Genomic DNA, 17,469 nt, shown 5'->3' with positions numbered 1-17,469 from the left:
TGAGAGCTTTCGTGTCGTACTGCAGGGTGTTACGGGCGGCGGATCGCGTCGGCCGCGGCCGTGGCGGCGGGACCGGCCGCCAGCTCGGTCTCCAGCAGCTGCTTGCCCAGCAGCTCCGGGTCCGGCAGCTCCATCGGGTACTCGCCGTCGAAGCAGGCGCGGCACAGGTTCGGCTTGGCGATCGTGGTCGCCTCGATCATGCCGTCGATGGAGATGTAGGCGAGCGAGTCGGCGCCGAGCGAGGTGCCGATCTCCTCGATGGTCATGCCGTTGGCGATCAGCTCCGCGCGCGTGGCGAAGTCGATGCCGAAGAAGCAGGGCCACTTCACGGGCGGCGAGGAGATCCGGATGTGGACCTCGGCGGCGCCGGCCTCGCGGAGCATGCGGACCAGGGCCCGCTGGGTGTTGCCGCGCACGATCGAGTCGTCGACGACGACCAGGCGCTTGCCCTTGATGACTTCCTTCAGCGGGTTCAGCTTCAGGCGGATGCCCAGCTGGCGGATGGTCTGCGAGGGCTGGATGAAGGTCCGGCCGACGTAGGCGTTCTTCACCAGACCCGCACCGAAGGGGATGCCGGAGGCCTCCGCGTAGCCGATGGCGGCCGGGGTGCCGGACTCCGGGGTCGCTATGACCAGGTCGGCCTCGACGGGGGCTTCCTTGGCGAGGCGGCGGCCCATCTCCACGCGGGAGAGGTACACGTTCCGGCCGGCGATGTCGGTGTCCGGGCGGGCCAGGTACACGTACTCGAAGACACAGCCCTTGGGCTTCGCTTCCGCGAATCGCGAGGAGCGCAGACCGTTCTCGTCGACGGCGACGAACTCGCCCGGCTCGATCTCGCGCACGAAGCTGGCGCCGCAGATGTCCAGGGCGGCGGTCTCGGAGGCGACCACCCAGCCGCGCTCCAGGCGGCCCAGGACCAGCGGGCGGATGCCCTGCGGGTCACGGGCGGCGTAGAGGGTCTGCTCGTCCATGAAGACGAGCGAGAAGGCGCCCCGCACCTTCGGGAGGACCTGGTGGGCCGCCTCCTCGATGGTCAGCGGCTTGCCGTCCTCGTCGACCTGGGCGGCGAGCAGCGCCGTCAGCAGGTCGGTGTCGTTGGTGGCCGCGACCCGGGTGGAGCGGCTGTTGTTGTCGTTGGGCAGGTCGGCGACCATCTCGGCGAGCTGCGCCGTGTTGACCAGGTTGCCGTTGTGGCCGAGCGCGATCGAGCCGTGCGCGGTGGCGCGGAACGTCGGCTGGGCGTTCTCCCACACGGAGGCGCCGGTGGTCGAGTAGCGGGCGTGTCCGACCGCGATATGACCCTGGAGGGAACCGAGCGAGGTCTCGTCGAAGACCTGGGAGACCAGGCCCATGTCCTTGAAGACGAGGATCTGGGAGCCGTTGCTGACCGCGATTCCCGCGGATTCCTGACCCCGGTGCTGGAGGGCGTAGAGCCCGAAGTACGTGAGCTTTGCGACCTCTTCACCCGGAGCCCAGACACCGAAGACGCCGCAAGCGTCCTGGGGGCCCTTCTCGCCGGGAAGCAGATCGTGATTGAGTCGACCGTCACCACGTGGCACGCCACCGAGTGTAGGCGAGATCGACCACTGGTCCGAATTGGGGATACGCGCCCCTGACGGGCAAGGCCGTGCTGATCACCTTGTCGGTTTCCTCGTTTACGCAGGTCAACGAGGTTCACCCGGGTCTTCGGGAGCCGACGGCGGAACCGCGTACGACGGTCACGGTCCGGTTCACCGGGTGCGTGAGTGAGGTGTCGCACATCGCCTGGCGGTCACTCGGACGCGTTGCGGCTGAGGTGGATGCGGTCGCCGTCGCCGTCGGTGAGCGTCAGTTTCGCGTGGTCGGCCTTGGCGACGAGCGTGCCGGTGGTGAGGGCGCGGGCGAGCGCGCGCTCGAAGTCCATCCGGTCCGGGGCGCAGGCCATCCGCGTCGTGCGCAGGTCCCCGAAGGTGAGGTGGTCGCCGCGGACGGTGACCCGGGCGCTGAACTGGTTGCAGCCGAGGTTGCCGGCCGCCTTGCCGTTCTCGTCGATGCGGAGGCGGGCGGAGGCGGGCGCGTGCCGGGTCGTACCGCCGACGGTGAGGCCGTCGACCCGCCAGTCGACGCCCGTCACGGGCTGCGGGGACGGCTGCTGGACGGTCACCGCACCACTGTCCGCCCTCCCGGTGCCGCACGCCACCATGAGCGCGGCGAGCGAGACGGCCCCCGGTCCGAGGATCATGCGCTTCTTGTACCGGTTCATGGGGATTCGACGGTAGAGCGGTCGTGCCGGTTCCGCTACGACATGAGTGGCAGCAGCCCCCCGAGGTCCGCCCGCTCCCCACTGGCGCTCACCTTGGCCTCCTCCAGGGCGTCCTTCCAGCTCAGACGCCCGGTGGCGAGCCGGATCCAGGTCAGCGGGTCGGTCTCCACGACGTTGGGCGGGGTACCGCGGGTGTGCCGGGGCCCCTCGACGCACTGCACCACGGCGAACGGCGGCACCCGCACCTCGGTCGAACCGCCGGGCGCCTTCACGGCCAGGGCGTCGGCGAGCAGCCGGGTGGCGGCGGCCAGGGCCTGCCGGTCGTAGGGCACGGCCAGGCCGGGCACGGCGGCGTTGAGGTCGTCGGTGTGGACGACGAGCTCGGCCGCGCGGGTGACGAGGTAGTCGTCCAGGGACATCGCACCCGCACTCGTCCGGAGGATCCGGCCGCCGGGATGCTCGTCGAGGACCGCGCGCAGGGACCGCTCGACGTCCGCGAGGTAGGCGCCGGGGTCGGGGTGTCCGGCGGCGAGGTTCCGGGTGAACTCGTCGATGGCGGCGGCGTTGGCCGCGGTGGCGAAGGGCCAGTCGAGCGGGGCGGCGTCCGCCTTGGGCGGCTCGGGCTGGTCGAGCGCCCGGGGGATCGCGGTGAGCGCCATGCCGATGTGCGCGATCAGGTCGCGTACGGTCCACTCCCCGAGCCGGGTGGGGAGGGCGAGCCGTTCGGGGCCGAGACCTCGTACGGCCTCGCGCACGTTTCCGAACTGGGCGAGGACGGCTGCCCGGGTCCTGGCCGGGTCGTAACTGCGGGCGCGCTTCTTGGCCGGTGGCATGGCGGTGAGCCTATGCCCTGACGGCGTGTCCCTTCAGGCCGTTTTCGACCGGTCCGAAGGCGCGGTGCGCCCGCTCGGCGGCGAGGGCCGCGACCGACTCCGGGCTCTCGCCGACGGCGAGGCGGCGAACACCCGGTCGCCGGTCTCCTCCGCGCGCAGGGCGGCCATGTCGCCGGGGTGCCGCGAGCGCACCGCACGGGCGCCGTCGGCTCCCTGCCCGGCCCACGCGGAGCGGACCGCGCGGCGGGTGGGGCGGCGGTACGTCTCCGCGCTGGACACGGTGTTCCTGCGCGGAGCGGACCGCGCGGCGGGAGTGGGCGGTATTCCTGCGCGGCCCCGGTCATGGCGCCGTCCGTGCTGGCTCACCCTGCGGCCGCCGAGGACGCGCCAGGCCCAGCCGGAGACCGTCACGCGCCCCGCAGCCTCATGACGACGCCCCCTCGCCCCCCTCACCGCACCGCAGGCCGAGGGACGAGCGGCACCTCCCCATCGCCCGACCCGGCGCCGATCAGCCGGGTGGCATCGGAAGTGTTATGAAGGGTACGTGGAGGTGCCTTTCGGGCGATTCCGGATATGGTCGTACGGTCCGCTCGCCGCCCGCTCCCGTCGGCTTCCCCGCCTGATCAACCCGCGCAGCTTGGCCGGGCAGGTGTTCCTCATCCAGGTCCTGATCGTGCTGCTGCTGGTCTGCGCCGGAGTGGCGGGGCTGGTGATGCAGGCGGCGAACGACGCTGTCCGGCAGGGGCGCCGGGCGTCGGTGATCGCGGCCCAGTCCTTCGCGAACGCCCCCGGCACGGCCCAGGCACTGCTCGGCCCCCATCCCAGCGCGGTGCTGCAACCGCGGGCCGAGGCGGCACGCAAGCGCGCCGGCGTGGACTTCGTCGTCGTCATGAACACCCAGGGAATCCGCTACACGTACCCCTACCCGCGGGAGATCGGGAAGAAGTTCGTCGGCACCATCGAGCCGGCGCTGCACGGCCACACCGTCATCGAGCAGGTCGGCGGGCCGCCGCTGCCCGCGGGCAAGGGGACGGCCGTACAGGCGGTGGTGCCGGTGACCGACGCGCACGGCAGGATCGTCGGCCTCGTCTCCGCGGGCATCACGGTCAGGAACGTGGCCCACCTGTGGCTGCCGGAGCTGTCGATGGCCCTCGGTGCCGGCGTGGTCGCCCTGGTGGTGGCCGGGGCGGGGACGACGCTGGTCGCCCGGCGGCTGCTGCGGCAGACGCACGGCCTGGCCCCGGCAGAGCTCGCGGGGATGTACGAGCACCACCACGCGGTCCTGCACGCCGTACGGGAAGGCGTGCTGATCACCGACGTCGACGGGCGGCTGGTGCTCGCCAACGACGAGGCGCGGCGGCTGCTGGCCCTGCCGGCGGACGAACGGGGCACCGACGTGCGGGACCTGGGACTGCCGGAGGGCCTCACCGGCCTCCTCACCTCGCCGGACGCGGTCACCGACGCGGTGCAGCCGGTGCGCGACCGGCTGCTGGCGGTGAACAAGCGGCCCACCTTCCCCGGCGACCGCCCGAGCGGCAGCGTCGTGACGCTGCGCGACACCACGGAGCTGGCGGCGGTGTCGGGGCGGGCCGAGGTGGCACGGTCGCGGCTACGGTTGCTGTACGAGGCCGGAATGCGGATCGGGACGACGCTGGACGTGCGGCGCACGGCCCAGGAGCTGGCCGAGGCCGCGGTGCCGCAGTTCGCCGACGTCGTCACGGTGGATCTGCTCGACCCGGTGCTGCACGGGCGGGAGCCGACGGCGGAAGGCTGGCACCACCTGCGGCGCACGGCGATCGGCGGGGCGCAGGAGATGCTGCCGGTCTACCCGCTGGACGACGTCGTCGCCTTCTCCCCCGCGACCCCGCAGATGCGGGCGCTGCAGCAGGGCAGCGGTGTGCTGGAGCCGGACCTGTGGCGGGCGCGCGGCTGGCGGGAGCAGGATCCCGAGCGCACCGGCCGGGCCCTGGAGCTCGGCCTGCATTCCCTGGTGGCCGTGCCGCTGCGGGCGCGGAACGTGTCGCTGGGCGTGGCGAACTTCTACCGGACCCGGGCGTCCCAGGCGTTCGAGCCGGAGGACCTGTCCTTCGCCGAGGAGCTCACCGCGCGGGCGGCCGTGGCCATCGACAACGCCCGCAGGTTCACCCGGGAGCACACGACGGCCGTGGCACTGCAGCGCAGTCTGCTGCCGCGGGGGCAGCCGGAGCAGGACGCGCTGGAGGTGGCCTGGCGGTATCTGCCGGCCGAGGCCGGGGTGGGCGGGGACTGGTTCGACGTCATCCCGCTGCCGGGCTCCCGGGTGGCGCTGGCGATGGGCGATGTCGTCGGTCACGGGCTGCACGCCGCGGCGACGATGGGACGGCTGCGCACCGCGGTGCACAACTTCTCCGCGCTGGACCTCCCGGTGGACGAGGTGCTCGGGAACCTGGACGACCTGGTCGTCCGCATGGACAACGAGGACTCCGTCGGCAACTCCACCGGCGCCCACCCCGACGGCCGCGAGGGAGAGGGAGTGACCGGGGCGACCTGCCTGTACGCGATCTACGACTCGGTGACGGGGACCTGCACGGTGGCCCGGGCGGGGCACCCCGTCCCGGTGGTGGTCGGCCCGGACGGGACGGTCCACTGTCCCGACGTGCCTCTGTCGGCGCCGCTCGGTCTGGGCGGTTATCCCTTCGAGACCGCCGAGCTGCACCTGCCGGAAGGCGCGCAGCTGGTGCTGTACACCAACGGCCTGGTGGAGGACGGCACCCGCGACGTCGAGGCCGGACTGGACGCACTGCGCCGGCTGCTGGGCGGAGCCCCGGGGCGTACCCCGGACGAGACCTGCCAGACGGTGATCGACGCCGTGCGGCCCGCGCCCCGCCGCGACGACATCGCCCTGCTGGTGGCCCGTACCCGGCTGTTCCCGCGCGCGCACCTGGCCGAGTGGGACGTGCCGCCGGACGCGGCGGTGGTGCCCTCGGTACGGGCGCGGTGCAGGGAGCAGCTGGACCGGTGGGGGCTGGAGGAGGTCGCGTTCAGCCTGGAACTGATCGTCAGCGAGCTGGTCACCAACGCGATCCGGTACGGCGCCCCGCCGATCACCGTGCGGCTGCTGTACGGGCGCTGTCTGGTGTGCGAGGTCGCGGACGCGAGCAGCACCTCGCCGCGCATGCGGCGGGCGGCCACCACGGACGAGGGCGGGCGGGGCCTGTTCCTCGTCGCGCAGTTCGCCGAGCGATGGGGCACCCGGTACACCGCCGGCGGCAAGGTCATCTGGGCGGAACGCACCCTGCACAACGGCGCGGCCGCCGCCTCGGCCCACACGCCGGTCGACGTCCTCCTGGAACAGTTCGGCGATCTGTGAGCGAGAGCCCGTCCTGTGCGAGCGAGAGCCCGTCCCGGACGTGACGGCGGCCCGCGCCACCCGTGGGGGTGATGCGGGCCGCCGCCGACGCGGGCCGGTCAGGCCAGCAGCGCCGGGATGGTGCCCTCGTGGGCCTCGCGCAGTTCGGCGAGGGAAAGGGTGAACTCGCCCTGGACCTCCACCGAATCCCCGTCCACCACACCGATCCGGGTGGCCGGCAGGCCCCGCGCACCGCACATGTCGTTGAAGCGGACCTCCTCCGAGCGCGGCACCGCGACGATGGCGCGGCCGGCCGACTCGGAGAACAGGAAGGTGAAGGCGTCCAGGCCGTCCGGGACGACCAGCCGGGCACCCTTGCCGCCGAGCAGCGCGGACTCGACCACGGCCTGCACGAGACCGCCGTCGGACAGGTCGTGGGCGGAGTCGATCATGCCGTCGCGGGAGGCGGAGATCAGGATCTCGCCCAACAGCCGCTCCCGCTCCAGGTCGACCTTCGGGGGCAGACCGCCCAGGTGGTCGTGGATCACCTGGGACCAGGCCGAGCCGCCGAACTCCTCACGGGTGTCGCCGAGGAGGTAGATCAGCTGGCCCTCCTCCTGGAAGGCGACCGGGGTGCGGCGGGCGACGTCGTCGATCACGCCCAGGACCGCGACCACCGGCGTCGGGTGGATGGCCGCCTCGCCCGTCTGGTTGTAGAGCGAGACGTTACCGCCGGTCACCGGGGTGCCCAGCTGCTGACAGGCGTCCGCGAGACCGCGTACCGCCTCCGCGAACTGCCACATCACCGCCGGGTCCTCGGGGGAGCCGAAGTTCAGGCAGTCGGAGACCGCGAGGGGCTTGGCACCGGTGGTGGCCACGTTCCGGTAGGCCTCGGCGAGGGCCAGCTGCGCGCCCGTGTACGGGTCGAGCTTGGCGTAACGGCCGTTGCCGTCCGTGGCGATGGCCACGCCCAGGCCGGTCTCCTCGTCGACGCGGATCATGCCGGAGTCCTCGGGCTGGGCGAGGACGGTGTTGCCCTGCACGAAGTGGTCGTACTGCGAGGTGATCCACTTCTTCGAGGCCTGGTTGGGAGAGCCCACCAGCTTCAGGACCTGGTCCTTCAGCTCCTCGCTCGTCGCCGGGCGCGGCAGCTTGTTCGCGTCGTCCGCCTGGAGCTCGTCCTGCCAGGACGGGCGGGCGTACGGCCGCTCGTACACCGGGCCCTCGTGCGCGACCGTGCGCGGGTCGACGTCCACGATCTTGCCGCCGTGCCAGTAGATCTCCAGCCGGTCGCCGTCCGTCACCTCGCCGATGACCGTGGCGATGACGTCCCACTTGGCGCAGATCTCCAGGAAGCGGTCGACCTTCTCCGGCTCGACCACCGCGCACATGCGTTCCTGCGACTCGCTCATGAGGATCTCCTCCGGCGAGAGCGTCGAGTCGCGCAGCGGTACGTCGTCCAGGGTGACGCGCATCCCGCCGGAGCCGTTGGAGGCCAGCTCGGACGTGGCGCAGGACAGACCGGCGGCACCGAGATCCTGGATGCCGACGACCAGCTTCTCCCGGAACGCCTCCAGGGTGCACTCGATGAGGAGCTTCTCCTGGAAGGGGTCGCCGACCTGGACGGCCGGGCGCTTGCTCGGCTTGGCGTCGTCGAAGGTCTCGGACGCGAGGATCGAGGCGCCGCCGATGCCGTCGCCACCCGTACGGGCCCCGTACAGGATGACCTTGTTGCCCGCGCCGGAGGCCTTGGCCAGGTGGATGTCCTCGTGCCGCATCACACCGATGGCGCCGGCGTTGACCAGCGGGTTGCCCTGGTAGCAGGCGTCGAAGACGACCTCGCCGCCGATGTTGGGCAGGCCCAGGCAGTTGCCGTAGCCGCCGATGCCGGCGACGACGCCGGGCAGGACGCGCTTGGTGTCCGGGTGGTCGGCCGCGCCGAACCGCAGCGGGTCGACCACGGCGACCGGGCGGGCGCCCATCGCGATGATGTCGCGGACGATGCCGCCGACACCCGTGGCCGCGCCCTGGTAGGGCTCGACGTACGACGGGTGGTTGTGCGACTCGACCTTGAAGGTGACCGCGTACCCCTGGCCGACGTCGACCACGCCCGCGTTCTCGCCGATGCCGACGAGCAGCGCGTCCGACTGGGGCGCCTTCTCGCCGAACTGGCGCAGGTGGACCTTGGAGGACTTGTACGAGCAGTGCTCGGACCACATGACCGAGTACATGGCGAGTTCGGCGCCGGTCGGGCGGCGGCCGAGGATCTCCACGATCCGCTCGTACTCGTCCTTCTTCAGGCCGAGTTCGGCCCAGGGCAGCTCGACGTCGGGGGTCGCGGCCGCGTGCTCGACCGTGTCCAGAGGCGTCCGGCTCATGCGTTGACCAGCTTCTTGAGGATCGAGGTGAAGAACGGGAGCCCGTCGGTACGGCCCGTACCGATCAGCGGCTCTACGGCGTGCTCGGGGTGCGGCATCAGGCCGACGACGTTGCCCGCCTCGTTGGTGATGCCGGCGATGTCGTTGAGCGAGCCGTTCGGGTTGAAGTCCAGGTACCGGAAGGCGACCCGGCCCTCGGCCTCCAGTTTGTCCAGCGTGTACCGGTCGGCCACGTACCGGCCGTCCATGTTCTTCAGCGGGATGTGGATCTCCTGGCCGGAGCGGTAGTCGGTGGTCCAGGAGGTCTCCGCGTTCTCCACCCGCAGCTTCTGGTCGCGGCAGATGAAGTGGAGGTGGTCGTTGCCGAGCATGGCGCCCGGGAGGAGGTGGGCCTCGGTGAGGATCTGGAAGCCGTTGCAGATGCCGAGGACCGGAAGTCCGGCCTTCGCCTGCTCGATGAGGGGTTCCATCACCGGCGAGAAGCGGGCGATGGCACCGGCCCGCAGGTAGTCGCCGTAGGAGAAACCACCGCACAGGACGACGGCGTCGACCTGCTTGAGGTCCTTGTCCTTGTGCCAGAGCGCGACGGGTTCGGCCCCGGCGATACGGATCGCACGCTGCGTGTCCCGGTCGTCAAGGCTGCCCGGGAAAGTGACGACGCCAATACGAGCGGTCACTTCGCCGCCTCCGCGACTTCCGCGGCCTCTTCCACCTTCACGGTGAAGTCCTCGATCACGGTGTTGGCGAGGAAGGATTCGGCGAGCTCGTGGATGCGGGCGAGCGCGGCCTCGTCGACCGGCCCGTCAACTTCCAGTTCGAAACGCTTTCCCTGACGGACGTCCGAGATCCCTTCGAAACCCAGGCGCGGCAGCGCACGCTGGACCGCCTGGCCCTGGGGGTCGAGGATCTCCGGCTTGAGCATGACGTCGACTACGACGCGTGCCACTGGCACTCCCGGTGGTGTGGTGCTGAGCAGGTTCCTGCAGTGCGTCTTCAGACTACCCGCACAAAATTTCTACGCGAGTAGAGTTGTAGGAAACTACGTGAGGCGCATCACGATCGGGTGTCGAAGCCGGACCGCCGTGAAAAGTTCTGGGAAAGTTCCACGGTCCGCCCCGTTCACCTATTGTCTTCGGACACGCGGACGGATTTAGTCGGGCTTCACTTTGCATTGCCGAGCACTGTACAAATGAATTGGCAATAGCCGATACTCGGCACGTCATCGCCGGTGAGCTGTATCGACGTGCCGCACGAAGGGACCGATATTCGTGGCGCAAAAGGTCGTGGTCACGCTCTTTGACGACATCGACGGCTCGGAAGCGGCGGAAACGATCGCCTTCGGACTCGACGGCAAGTCGTACGAGATCGACCTGAACGAAACCAACGCCAAGAAACTGCGCAAGGCGCTCGCGCCCTACGTCGAGGCCGGCCGCAAGCGGTCGCGGTCCGGCAAGGCGTACAAGCAGACGGAGGTCGCCCCCGACCCGGCGGCCGTCCGCGCCTGGGCCCAGGCCAACAAGATGGACGTCCCCGCCCGCGGACGCATCCCGAAGAAGGTCTACGAGGCGTTCAGCGCCGCGCAGTGAGGCGCGCCGGAGCCGCACGGGCGGACCGGCGACACGAGCCCGCGAAGGGGCGGTCCTCAGGGTCCGTCAGAGGACCCTGAGGACCGTGCACTTGGGCATACCGGGCACTAGGGGAGCCGACTTGCGCGACCCCCCTGTTGATCAGCTAATGTCTGGGACACGCCGAGGGGCGAGGCCGAAAGGCTGAAACCCCGAGGAGCGTGCGGGTGTAGTTCAGTAGCAGAACATCCCCCTTCCAGGGGGAAGGCGCAGTGTGCGATCCCTGTCACCCGCTCCGGCACCGGTCGTCACGACCACTCCTGTGGATCAGGTAGGCTGGTGCTCGCACCGATCGGTGGGAGCCGGTCGGGAGCAGTGCGGACGTAGCTCAGTTGGTAGAGCGCAACCTTGCCAAGGTTGAGGTCGCGAGTTCGAGCCTCGTCGTCCGCTCGGGAGAAAGACCCCGGTCCACAGGACCGGGGTCTTTTCGTTGCCCGTGATCCGCTCTGACATTTGTCATGCCGGGTGATGACACCGCGCACTGCCGGCCCGGTCCGGCCGCCGGGACGCTGGGCTCATGCACTACGACGAACACGAACACGTGATTGAGGTCACCGACCTTCGGCGTGTGTACGGGGGCGGGTTCGAGGCCGTACGCGGCATCAGTTTCTCCGTGGCCCACGGTGAGATCTTCGCGCTGCTGGGCACCAACGGGGCGGGCAAGACGTCCACGGTCGAGCTGCTGGAGGGCCTCGCGCTGCCCGCGGGCGGCCGGGTCCGGGTCCTCGGCCGGGATCCCTACCACGAGCGGGCCGCCGTACGCCCCCGCACCGGCGTCATGCTCCAGGAGGGCGGCTTCCCCTCCGAGCTGACCGTCGCCGAGACCGCCCGCATGTGGGCGGGCTGTACGAGCGGGGCCCGGCCGGAGGCGGAGACGCTGGCCCTGGTGGGCCTCGCCGGAAAGGCCGGCGTACGGGTCAAGCAGCTGTCCGGGGGCGAGCGGCGGCGCCTGGACCTGGCGCTCGCGCTGCTCGGCGACCCCGAGGTGCTGTTCCTGGACGAGCCGACGACCGGGCTCGACGCCGAAGGGCGCCGCGACACCTGGGAACTGGTGCGCCGCCTGCGCGAGTCCGGGACGACCGTGCTGCTCACCACGCACTACCTGGAGGAGGCGGAGGGCCTCGCCGACCGGCTCGCGATCCTGCACGAGGGGCGCATCGCCGCCTCCGGGACGCCGGCCGAGGTCACCGCGGACCGCCCGTCCCGGATCTCCTTCGAGCTGCCCGAGGGCTACTTCCTCGGCGACCTGCCCCCGCTCGCCGACCTCGGCGTCAGCCGGCACGAGACGGCCGGGAGGGTCGTACGGCTGCACACGGCACACCTGCAGCGGACCGCCACCGCGCTGCTGACCTGGGCCGACCGGACCGGACTCGAACTGCGGGGCCTCGACATGCGGTCGGCCTCACTGGAGGAGGCGTTCCTCGAGATCGCACGGGAGCGGGAGGTGGCGGCGTGAACGGGGTGAACCGAGTGAGCGGGGCGAACGGAGTGAGCGGGGCGAACGGAGTGAGCGGGGCGAACAAGGTGAACGCAGGAGCGGCGGGTCCCGGCGTGAAGGGCTCGACCGGGGTCCGGGCGGGCGGCCGTGGCCGCGGCGGAGTCGCATGGGCTGCCGCCGGGCGGCGGATGCGGGCGTTGGGGCGGGCCGAGCTGGCCCTGCTCGGGCGCAACCGCGGTGTCGTCCTCACCGCGCTCGTCATGCCGCTCGCCCTCCCGTTCAGCGTGCGGCCGGCCCTCGACCAACTGGATCTGAAGAAACAGGGGTTGAACATCGGGGTGGTGATGACGACCGCCGGGATCGGCTTCTCCTTCCTCTTCGCCGTCTACACCTCCCTGGTCAGCGTCTACGTCGCCCGCCGCGAGGAGCTCGTCCTCAAGCGGCTGCGCACCGGCGAACTCACCGACGCCGAGATCCTCACCGGCACGGCCCTGCCCGCCGTCGGCCTCGGCCTCGCCCAGGCCCTGCTGCTGTGCACCGGCTGCGCCGTGCTGCTGCACACCGGCGCGCCCAGGGCGCCGTACCTGACCCTCCTGGGGCTGGCGGCGGGGCTCGTGCTGAGCACCGCACTGGCCGCACTCACCGCGTCCTTCACCCGGAGCGTGGAGAGCGGACAGGTCACCGCGCTGCCCCTGGTGTTCTTCTCCATGATCGGCTCCGGCATGGCGGTCCCCACCGAGGTCCTGCCCGACCGGCTCGCCTCCGTCTGCGAACTGCTTCCGCTGTCCCCGGCGATGCGGCTCGTCCGCGCCGGCTGGACCGGACAGTTGAGCGTCCACGAGACTCTGGGCACCGTGGCGACCGCGGTGGCCTGGATCATCGTGGCGGTGGGTGGGGTACGGCGGTGGTTCCGGTGGGAGCCACGGCGCTGAGGAAGGAACGGGGGACGCGCGGATGGTCGGACGCGTACGGCGCTGGCAGCAGCGGCACTGGGGCGAACGCAGCAAGGCCGAGCGGGTCGAGCTGTTCAGCGTCGTGACCTGGTACTGCACGGTGTGGTTCATCATGGGCTGCTGGGTGCTGCTGCCGCTGGTCGGCGGCGGTCTCCCCCACCGGCCCGCGGCCTTCGTCCTCGGCGCCCTGCTCGCCCTCCTGGCGGTGCTGCAGTGCGCGCTGTCGAACCGACTCACCCGGCCCGCGCTCGACCACTACCTCGGCCGCACCGAGCTGCCGGCCGGCACGCACCGCGCGCCGGCCGTCCTGCTGGCGCTGGCCTGCGCCCTGCTCGTGGCGCTCGCCGGACTGGACGCGGCCCAGGAGATGACGGTCCGGTTCGCGATCGGCGGCCTCGTGCTGCCGTACGCGCTGCTCTACGGGCTCACGGTCCCGGTCGGGGTGTTCCTGCGCCGGTCGGCGGTGTTCACGGTCCTGCTCGCGGCCGCCATCGGGCTCGCCGATCACGACGGCGTCGGTCTGGTGGTGACCGCCGCGGTGAGCATGTTCCAGGCGGTCTTCGCGCTGCTCGCCGGCCGCTGCGGTGCCTGGACCCTGGCCGTGCTGTGGGAGGCGGAACGCGCCCGTGAGGCCGAGGCCCGGCTCGCCGTCGCCGAGGAGCGGCTGCGGTTCGGGCGGGATCTGCACGACGTGCTGGGGCGGAACCTGTCGGTGATCTCGCTCAAGAGCGAGCTGGCCGTCCAACTGGCCCGCCGGGGGCGGCCGGAGGCCGTGGAGCAGATGATCGAGGTGCAGCGCATCGCGCAGGAGTCCCAGCGGGAGGTACGGGCCGTCGTGCGCGGCTACCGGGAGGCCGATCTCGGGGTCGAACTCGCCGGTGCGCAGGGCGTGTTGACGGCCGCCGGGATTCCCTGCGAGGTCCGCGCCGAGCCGGCCGGGCTGCCGGCCGACGTGCAGTCCGCCCTCGGCTGGGTGGTGCGCGAGGCGACCACCAACGTGCTGCGGCACGCGGACGCCGGGCGCTGCACGCTGTCTCTGCGCGTGTCGTCGCAGGGGCATGCGGTGCTGACGGTGGAGAACGACGGCCTGGCCGGAACCCCCGACGGGGGTGGGGGTTCTGGGCTCGCCGGACTGCGCGAGCGGCTCGCGGCCGTCGGCGGGACCCTTGAGGCCGGGCCGGTCGACGGGGGCCGATTCCTGGTGGTGGCCCAGGTGCCACTGGGGCATGACGGCGAGAAAGTGAGCGAAGTCATCTCATGAGTACTCAGGTGCGGCTGTTGCTCGCCGACGACGAGCATCTGATCCGGGGCGCGCTGGCCGCGCTGCTGTCGCTGGAGGACGATCTCCTGGTCGTCGCGGAGGCGGCCAGCGGCCCGGAGGCGCTGGCGATGGCACGGGCCCATGAACCCGATGTCGCGGTGCTGGATCTTCAGATGCCGGGCGCCGACGGTGTGAAGGTCGCCACATCCCTGCGCGCGGAACTGCCCGGCTGCCAGGTGCTGATCGTCACCGGGCACGGGCGGCCCGGCCACCTGAAACGGGCGCTCGCGGCCGGTGTGCGCGGGTTCGTCCCGAAGACGGTCAGCGCCCAGCGGCTCGCCGAGATCATCCGCACCGTGCACACCGGAAGCCGTTATGTGGACCCGGAGTTGGCCGCCGACGCGATCTCCGCCGGGGACTCGCCGCTGACCGCGAGGGAGACCGAGGTGCTGGAGCTGGCCGCCGACGGCGCGCCGGTCACGGAGATCGCCGAGCGGGCCGCGCTGTCCCCGGGGACCGTGCGGAACTACCTCTCCTCGGCCGTCACGAAGCTCGGCGCCGAGAACCGTCATGCGGCAGTGCGTCTCGCGCGCGAGCGAGGTTGGGTATAGTTGCTCTCGCGCCACGGCGCAACGCGGACGTAGCTCAGTTGGTAGAGCGCAACCTTGCCAAGGTTGAGGTCGCGAGTTCGAGCCTCGTCGTCCGCTCGGGAGAAAGACCCCGGTCCACTGGGCCGGGGTCTTTTCGTGTCGCTAGTGCCAGCTGAGGCCGGTGAGCCGCTCGTACGCCTCCACGTACTTCTGCCGGGTCGCCTGGACGACCTTCTCGGGCAGCGGCGGCGGGGGCTGCTCGCTCTTGCGGTCCCAGCCGGACTCGGCGGAGGTCAGCCAGTCCCGGACGAACTGCTTGTCGTACGACGGCTGGGCGCGGCCCGGCTGCCACCGGTCGGCCGGCCAGAAGCGGGAGGAGTCCGGGGTGAGGACCTCGTCGGCGAGGACCAGGGAGTCTCCGTCGAAGCCGAACTCGAACTTGGTGTCCGCCAGGATGATCCCCCGGTCACGGGCGATGTCCCGGGCCCGCGAGTACACGGCGAGGGTGGCCTGGCGCAGCTGGGCGGCGGTGTCGGCGCCGACCTGGCGGGCGACCTCCTCGTAGGAGACGTTCTCGTCGTGCTCGCCGACCTCGGCCTTGGTGGCCGGGGTGAAGATCGGGGCGGGGAGTTCCGAGCCGTCGACGAGGCCCTCGGGGAGGGCGAGGCCGCAGACCGTGCGGGACTCGTCGTACTCCAGCAGGCCGGAGCCGGTGAGATAGCCGCGGGCCACGCACTCCACCGGGACCATCTTCAGGGACTTGCAGACCAGCGTGCGGCCCGCCCAGTCGGCGGGGGCGCCCGCGGGCAGGTCGGTGCTGAGCACATGGTTGGGGGCCAGGTCCCGCAGCTGGTCGAACCACCACAGGGAGAGCTGGGTGAGCACGCGGCCCTTGTCGGGGATCTCCGTGGGCAGCACCCAGTCGTAGGCGGACATGCGGTCGCTGGCGACCATCACGAGGTCGCCCGCCTCGTTCTGGTACAGCTCGCGCACCTTTCCGGTGTGCAGGTGCACCAGGCCCGGAACCTGGATCGGCTCGGGCTTTTCTACGAATCCGGACACGGTTCCTCCCCGTGGTTCTGTCCAATGACCTCGATTCTCCCTTATGGGGGCGATCGGTTTCGGCCAGGGGGCGGTGGCGGGTGCCGGATGGTGGGCCGCCGGGGTCAGTCGCGTTTGCAGATGCGGTCCAGGAGGTTGGCCGTGGCGCGCTGGATGCGGGGGTCCACATGGCCGGGGCGGTCCAGGGCCGGGGACCAGGCGAAGGTGCCGGAGGCGAACACCCAGGCGCCGGAGGGGGCGCGGTAGAGGGACGTCTCCTGGTGGCGCAGGACTCCGTCGTTGTCGGTGTACGGGGAGTGGGCGAGCAGGATGCGCTCCTCGTGCGCGGGCAGCGGGGTGCGCGGGAAGTACCGGTCGGCCTCGCCGGCGACCAGGCCCTCGATCTCGTCGCCCTCGTGCGCGCCGGTCGCGTCCCACAGCCAGTGGCCGGCGTTGCGGACGACCAGCGGATGCGGCTCGGGCACCCGGCCCGCGTACTGGATGCCGACCAGCTGCTGCTCGGGCCGGTCGATCTCCCGCCACAGCGCCGGCTTCCCGGGCCCTTTGCGCTTGCGGCAGGTCAGCAGCCGGTCCGGCACGCCGGAGGGGGAAGGGCCGAGCTCCACCTGCCAGTACATGGTGTTGGCGGAGAGGAAGACCAGCGAGGTGCCCCGGTCGCGGGCGTCCTCCACGGCCCGGCGCATCGGCACCGACCAGTACTCGTCGTGCCCGGGGAAGACCAGGCCCCGGTAGCGGCCGGGGTCGACGCGGCCGGCGTGCAGGTCGCGGGCGTCGGCGTAGGCGAGGTCGTAGCCGTAGCGCTCGGCCCAGCGGATGAAGTCGTAGGCGTGCCCGACGTGCAGGGGCAGGCCCGCCCCCGCGTACGGCCGGTCGAAGGAGACCGTGGTCGCCGCGTCCGCCTCACCGAGCAGCCGGCCCTTGTCGTCCCAGGCGTGGTAGAGGCTGGCGCCGGTGCGGCCGTCCTCCGGGTAGAGGTTGTACGCCTGCCAGGTGATGTCCGGCAGCAGCAGGAGCAGGTCGGCGGGGTGGTCGTCGCGGACCGTGAACGGCACGTGGGAGCGGTAGCCGTCGGCTGTGGTGAGGACGGCCACATAGGCGCCGATGGGCCAGTGGGAGGGCACCTGGAGGCGCCAGGACAGCCACCAGTGGTGGCAGGAGACGGTGCGGTCGGCGGCCAGCGGCGGGGGCTGGACGATGCCGGACAGGCGCGGGCTCGTGGTGATCTTCGCGGCGCCGTCGCCGCCGTAGTGGCCGATCCGGTAGATGTCGACGCCGAACTCCTGGGGCGGGTCGACCGTGATGTGGAAGTCGATCGCCTCGCCGGGCGTGACCGCGCCGGTCGCGGTGAAGCCCTTGATCTGGCGGTGCACGTCGTCGGCCGAGCGGGGTCCGGGCACGCGCGGGGCGGCACCGACGGCTTTGAGCGGCTGCGGGCTCGGGTCGACGTACCAGGGCACGACATGACCGGTGTCGTCGAAGTAGGTCTCGCTGCCGCGCAGCCAGGGCACCGGGCCCTGGCCGAAGGGGTCCGTGACGGCGTGCGCGAGCGCTCCGGACTCCCAGCGGCGGATGTGGTCCGAGGCCATGGTCGCTCCCCTCCCTGCCCCCGTGTCGTCCTGTCTCGGTGGTGCTCGCCGTGCTCGCTGTGCTCGGTGGTGCGCGCAGTCCTCGGCGTCCTCGGCCGTGCTGTCGTATGTCGCACGCCCTTGCCAGGTGCGTGGTCGCTCCCAGCACATCACATAACGCACGGGCTCGGTCA

At 71.6% G+C, this 17,469-nt stretch carries 15 protein-coding genes and 3 tRNA genes; 10 read left to right on the top strand and 8 right to left on the bottom strand.

Features of this window, described 5'->3' with window-relative positions:
• Positions 1-29: 29 nt before the first annotated feature.
• The 3 genes from purF to FB563_RS15090 all read right to left on the bottom strand — a co-directional run bounded on the left by purF (position 30) and on the right by FB563_RS15090 (position 3,075).
• Complete coding sequence (gene purF, locus FB563_RS15100) at positions 30-1,559, bottom strand: amidophosphoribosyltransferase (protein ID WP_055707139.1); 1,530 nt, start codon at positions 1,557-1,559, stop codon at positions 30-32.
• 212 nt (positions 1,560-1,771) lie between these two features.
• On the bottom strand, positions 1,772-2,242 hold the full coding sequence (locus FB563_RS15095) for an META domain-containing protein (RefSeq protein WP_055707138.1): 471 nt from the start codon (positions 2,240-2,242) through the stop codon (positions 1,772-1,774).
• Between the two features lie 35 nt (positions 2,243-2,277).
• Positions 2,278-3,075 (bottom strand): maleylpyruvate isomerase family mycothiol-dependent enzyme, encoded by a 798-nt coding sequence (locus FB563_RS15090; protein WP_055707137.1) that lies wholly within the window; start codon positions 3,073-3,075, stop codon positions 2,278-2,280.
• Between the two features lie 25 nt (positions 3,076-3,100).
• On the opposite strand from FB563_RS15090, the gene FB563_RS42935 reads away from it, so the two are divergent.
• Both FB563_RS42935 and FB563_RS15080 read left to right on the top strand, forming a co-directional pair.
• Entirely contained in the window at positions 3,101-3,505 is a 405-nt protein-coding gene (locus tag FB563_RS42935; RefSeq protein ID WP_167528487.1) for a hypothetical protein, read from the top strand.
• Between the two features lie 282 nt (positions 3,506-3,787).
• Positions 3,788-6,424: a SpoIIE family protein phosphatase gene (locus FB563_RS15080; protein ID WP_234357806.1), complete on the top strand. Its 2,637-nt coding sequence runs from the start codon at positions 3,788-3,790 to the stop codon at positions 6,422-6,424.
• Between the two features lie 98 nt (positions 6,425-6,522).
• Here the strand turns inward: FB563_RS15080 and purL are convergent, their stop codons facing one another.
• The 3 genes from purL to purS are packed head-to-tail and all read right to left on the bottom strand — an operon-like array spanning position 6,523 to position 9,727.
• Positions 6,523-8,781, bottom strand: coding sequence for a phosphoribosylformylglycinamidine synthase subunit PurL (gene purL / locus FB563_RS15075; protein WP_055707135.1), 2,259 nt, complete (start codon positions 8,779-8,781; stop codon positions 6,523-6,525).
• Entirely contained in the window at positions 8,778-9,458 is a 681-nt protein-coding gene (gene purQ / locus FB563_RS15070; RefSeq protein ID WP_055707134.1) for a phosphoribosylformylglycinamidine synthase subunit PurQ, read from the bottom strand. The genes purL and purQ overlap by 4 nt, the downstream gene beginning before the upstream one ends.
• Positions 9,455-9,727 carry a phosphoribosylformylglycinamidine synthase subunit PurS gene (purS, locus tag FB563_RS15065; RefSeq protein WP_055707133.1) on the bottom strand — a complete coding sequence of 91 codons (273 nt, stop codon included), beginning with the start codon at positions 9,725-9,727 and terminating at the stop codon, positions 9,455-9,457. The genes purQ and purS overlap by 4 nt, the downstream gene beginning before the upstream one ends.
• Before the next feature lie 322 nt (positions 9,728-10,049).
• On the opposite strand from purS, the gene FB563_RS15060 reads away from it, so the two are divergent.
• From FB563_RS15060 to FB563_RS15025, 8 genes are all read left to right on the top strand, one after another.
• Positions 10,050-10,367 carry a histone-like nucleoid-structuring protein Lsr2 gene (locus FB563_RS15060; RefSeq protein WP_031164632.1) on the top strand — a complete coding sequence of 106 codons (318 nt, stop codon included), beginning with the start codon at positions 10,050-10,052 and terminating at the stop codon, positions 10,365-10,367.
• 202 nt (positions 10,368-10,569) lie between these two features.
• Positions 10,570-10,641, top strand: a tRNA-Gly gene (locus FB563_RS15055).
• A gap of 82 nt (positions 10,642-10,723) precedes the next feature.
• A tRNA-Gly gene (locus FB563_RS15050) sits at positions 10,724-10,796 on the top strand.
• A 127-nt stretch (positions 10,797-10,923) separates the two neighbouring features.
• A complete protein-coding gene (locus FB563_RS15045) occupies positions 10,924-11,862 on the top strand; it encodes an ABC transporter ATP-binding protein (RefSeq protein WP_055707132.1) in 939 nt (312 codons plus the stop codon).
• A gap of 170 nt (positions 11,863-12,032) precedes the next feature.
• On the top strand, positions 12,033-12,776 hold the full coding sequence (locus FB563_RS15040) for an ABC transporter permease (RefSeq protein WP_055707131.1): 744 nt from the start codon (positions 12,033-12,035) through the stop codon (positions 12,774-12,776).
• Between the two features lie 22 nt (positions 12,777-12,798).
• Positions 12,799-14,058 (top strand): sensor histidine kinase, encoded by a 1,260-nt coding sequence (locus FB563_RS15035; RefSeq protein WP_055707130.1) that lies wholly within the window; start codon positions 12,799-12,801, stop codon positions 14,056-14,058.
• On the top strand, positions 14,055-14,669 hold the full coding sequence (locus tag FB563_RS15030; RefSeq protein ID WP_055707129.1) for a response regulator transcription factor: 615 nt from the start codon (positions 14,055-14,057) through the stop codon (positions 14,667-14,669). Before FB563_RS15035 ends, FB563_RS15030 begins: the two co-directional genes overlap by 4 nt.
• Positions 14,670-14,692: 23 nt before the next feature.
• Positions 14,693-14,765: transfer RNA gene (locus FB563_RS15025), tRNA-Gly, on the top strand.
• A gap of 45 nt (positions 14,766-14,810) precedes the next feature.
• Here the strand turns inward: FB563_RS15025 and FB563_RS15020 are convergent.
• Together FB563_RS15020 and FB563_RS15015 are read right to left on the bottom strand one after the other, a co-directional pair.
• Positions 14,811-15,710 carry a phosphoribosylaminoimidazolesuccinocarboxamide synthase gene (locus FB563_RS15020; RefSeq protein WP_055707128.1) on the bottom strand — a complete coding sequence of 300 codons (900 nt, stop codon included), beginning with the start codon at positions 15,708-15,710 and terminating at the stop codon, positions 14,811-14,813.
• Positions 15,711-15,814: 104 nt separating this feature from the next.
• Positions 15,815-17,296 carry a N,N-dimethylformamidase beta subunit family domain-containing protein gene (locus FB563_RS15015; protein ID WP_055707127.1) on the bottom strand — a complete coding sequence of 494 codons (1,482 nt, stop codon included), beginning with the start codon at positions 17,294-17,296 and terminating at the stop codon, positions 15,815-15,817.
• Positions 17,297-17,469 lie beyond the last annotated feature (173 nt).

It is taken from the genome of Streptomyces puniciscabiei (assembly GCF_006715785.1).
GTDB lineage: Bacteria > Actinomycetota > Actinomycetes > Streptomycetales > Streptomycetaceae > Streptomyces > Streptomyces puniciscabiei.
This window is presented reverse-complemented; position numbering and strand designations above follow the sequence as displayed.

Bases quoted from the DNA above. Each gene is read 5' to 3' on its own strand.
- FB563_RS15095 (WP_055707138.1), bottom strand. From the start codon at position 2,242: ATGAACCGGTACAAGAAGCGCATGATCCTCGGACCGGGGGCCGTCTCG.
- FB563_RS15090 (WP_055707137.1), bottom strand. From the start codon at position 3,075: ATGCCACCGGCCAAGAAGCGCGCCCGCAGTTACGACCCGGCCAGGACC.
- FB563_RS15080 (WP_234357806.1), top strand. From the start codon at position 3,788: ATGCAGGCGGCGAACGACGCTGTCCGGCAGGGGCGCCGGGCGTCGGTG.
- purL (WP_055707135.1), bottom strand. From the start codon at position 8,781: ATGAGCCGGACGCCTCTGGACACGGTCGAGCACGCGGCCGCGACCCCC.
- FB563_RS15045 (WP_055707132.1), top strand. From the start codon at position 10,924: ATGCACTACGACGAACACGAACACGTGATTGAGGTCACCGACCTTCGG.
- FB563_RS15040 (WP_055707131.1), top strand. From the start codon at position 12,033: ATGCGGGCGTTGGGGCGGGCCGAGCTGGCCCTGCTCGGGCGCAACCGC.
- FB563_RS15035 (WP_055707130.1), top strand. From the start codon at position 12,799: ATGGTCGGACGCGTACGGCGCTGGCAGCAGCGGCACTGGGGCGAACGC.
- FB563_RS15030 (WP_055707129.1), top strand. From the start codon at position 14,055: ATGAGTACTCAGGTGCGGCTGTTGCTCGCCGACGACGAGCATCTGATC.
- FB563_RS15015 (WP_055707127.1), bottom strand. From the start codon at position 17,296: ATGGCCTCGGACCACATCCGCCGCTGGGAGTCCGGAGCGCTCGCGCAC.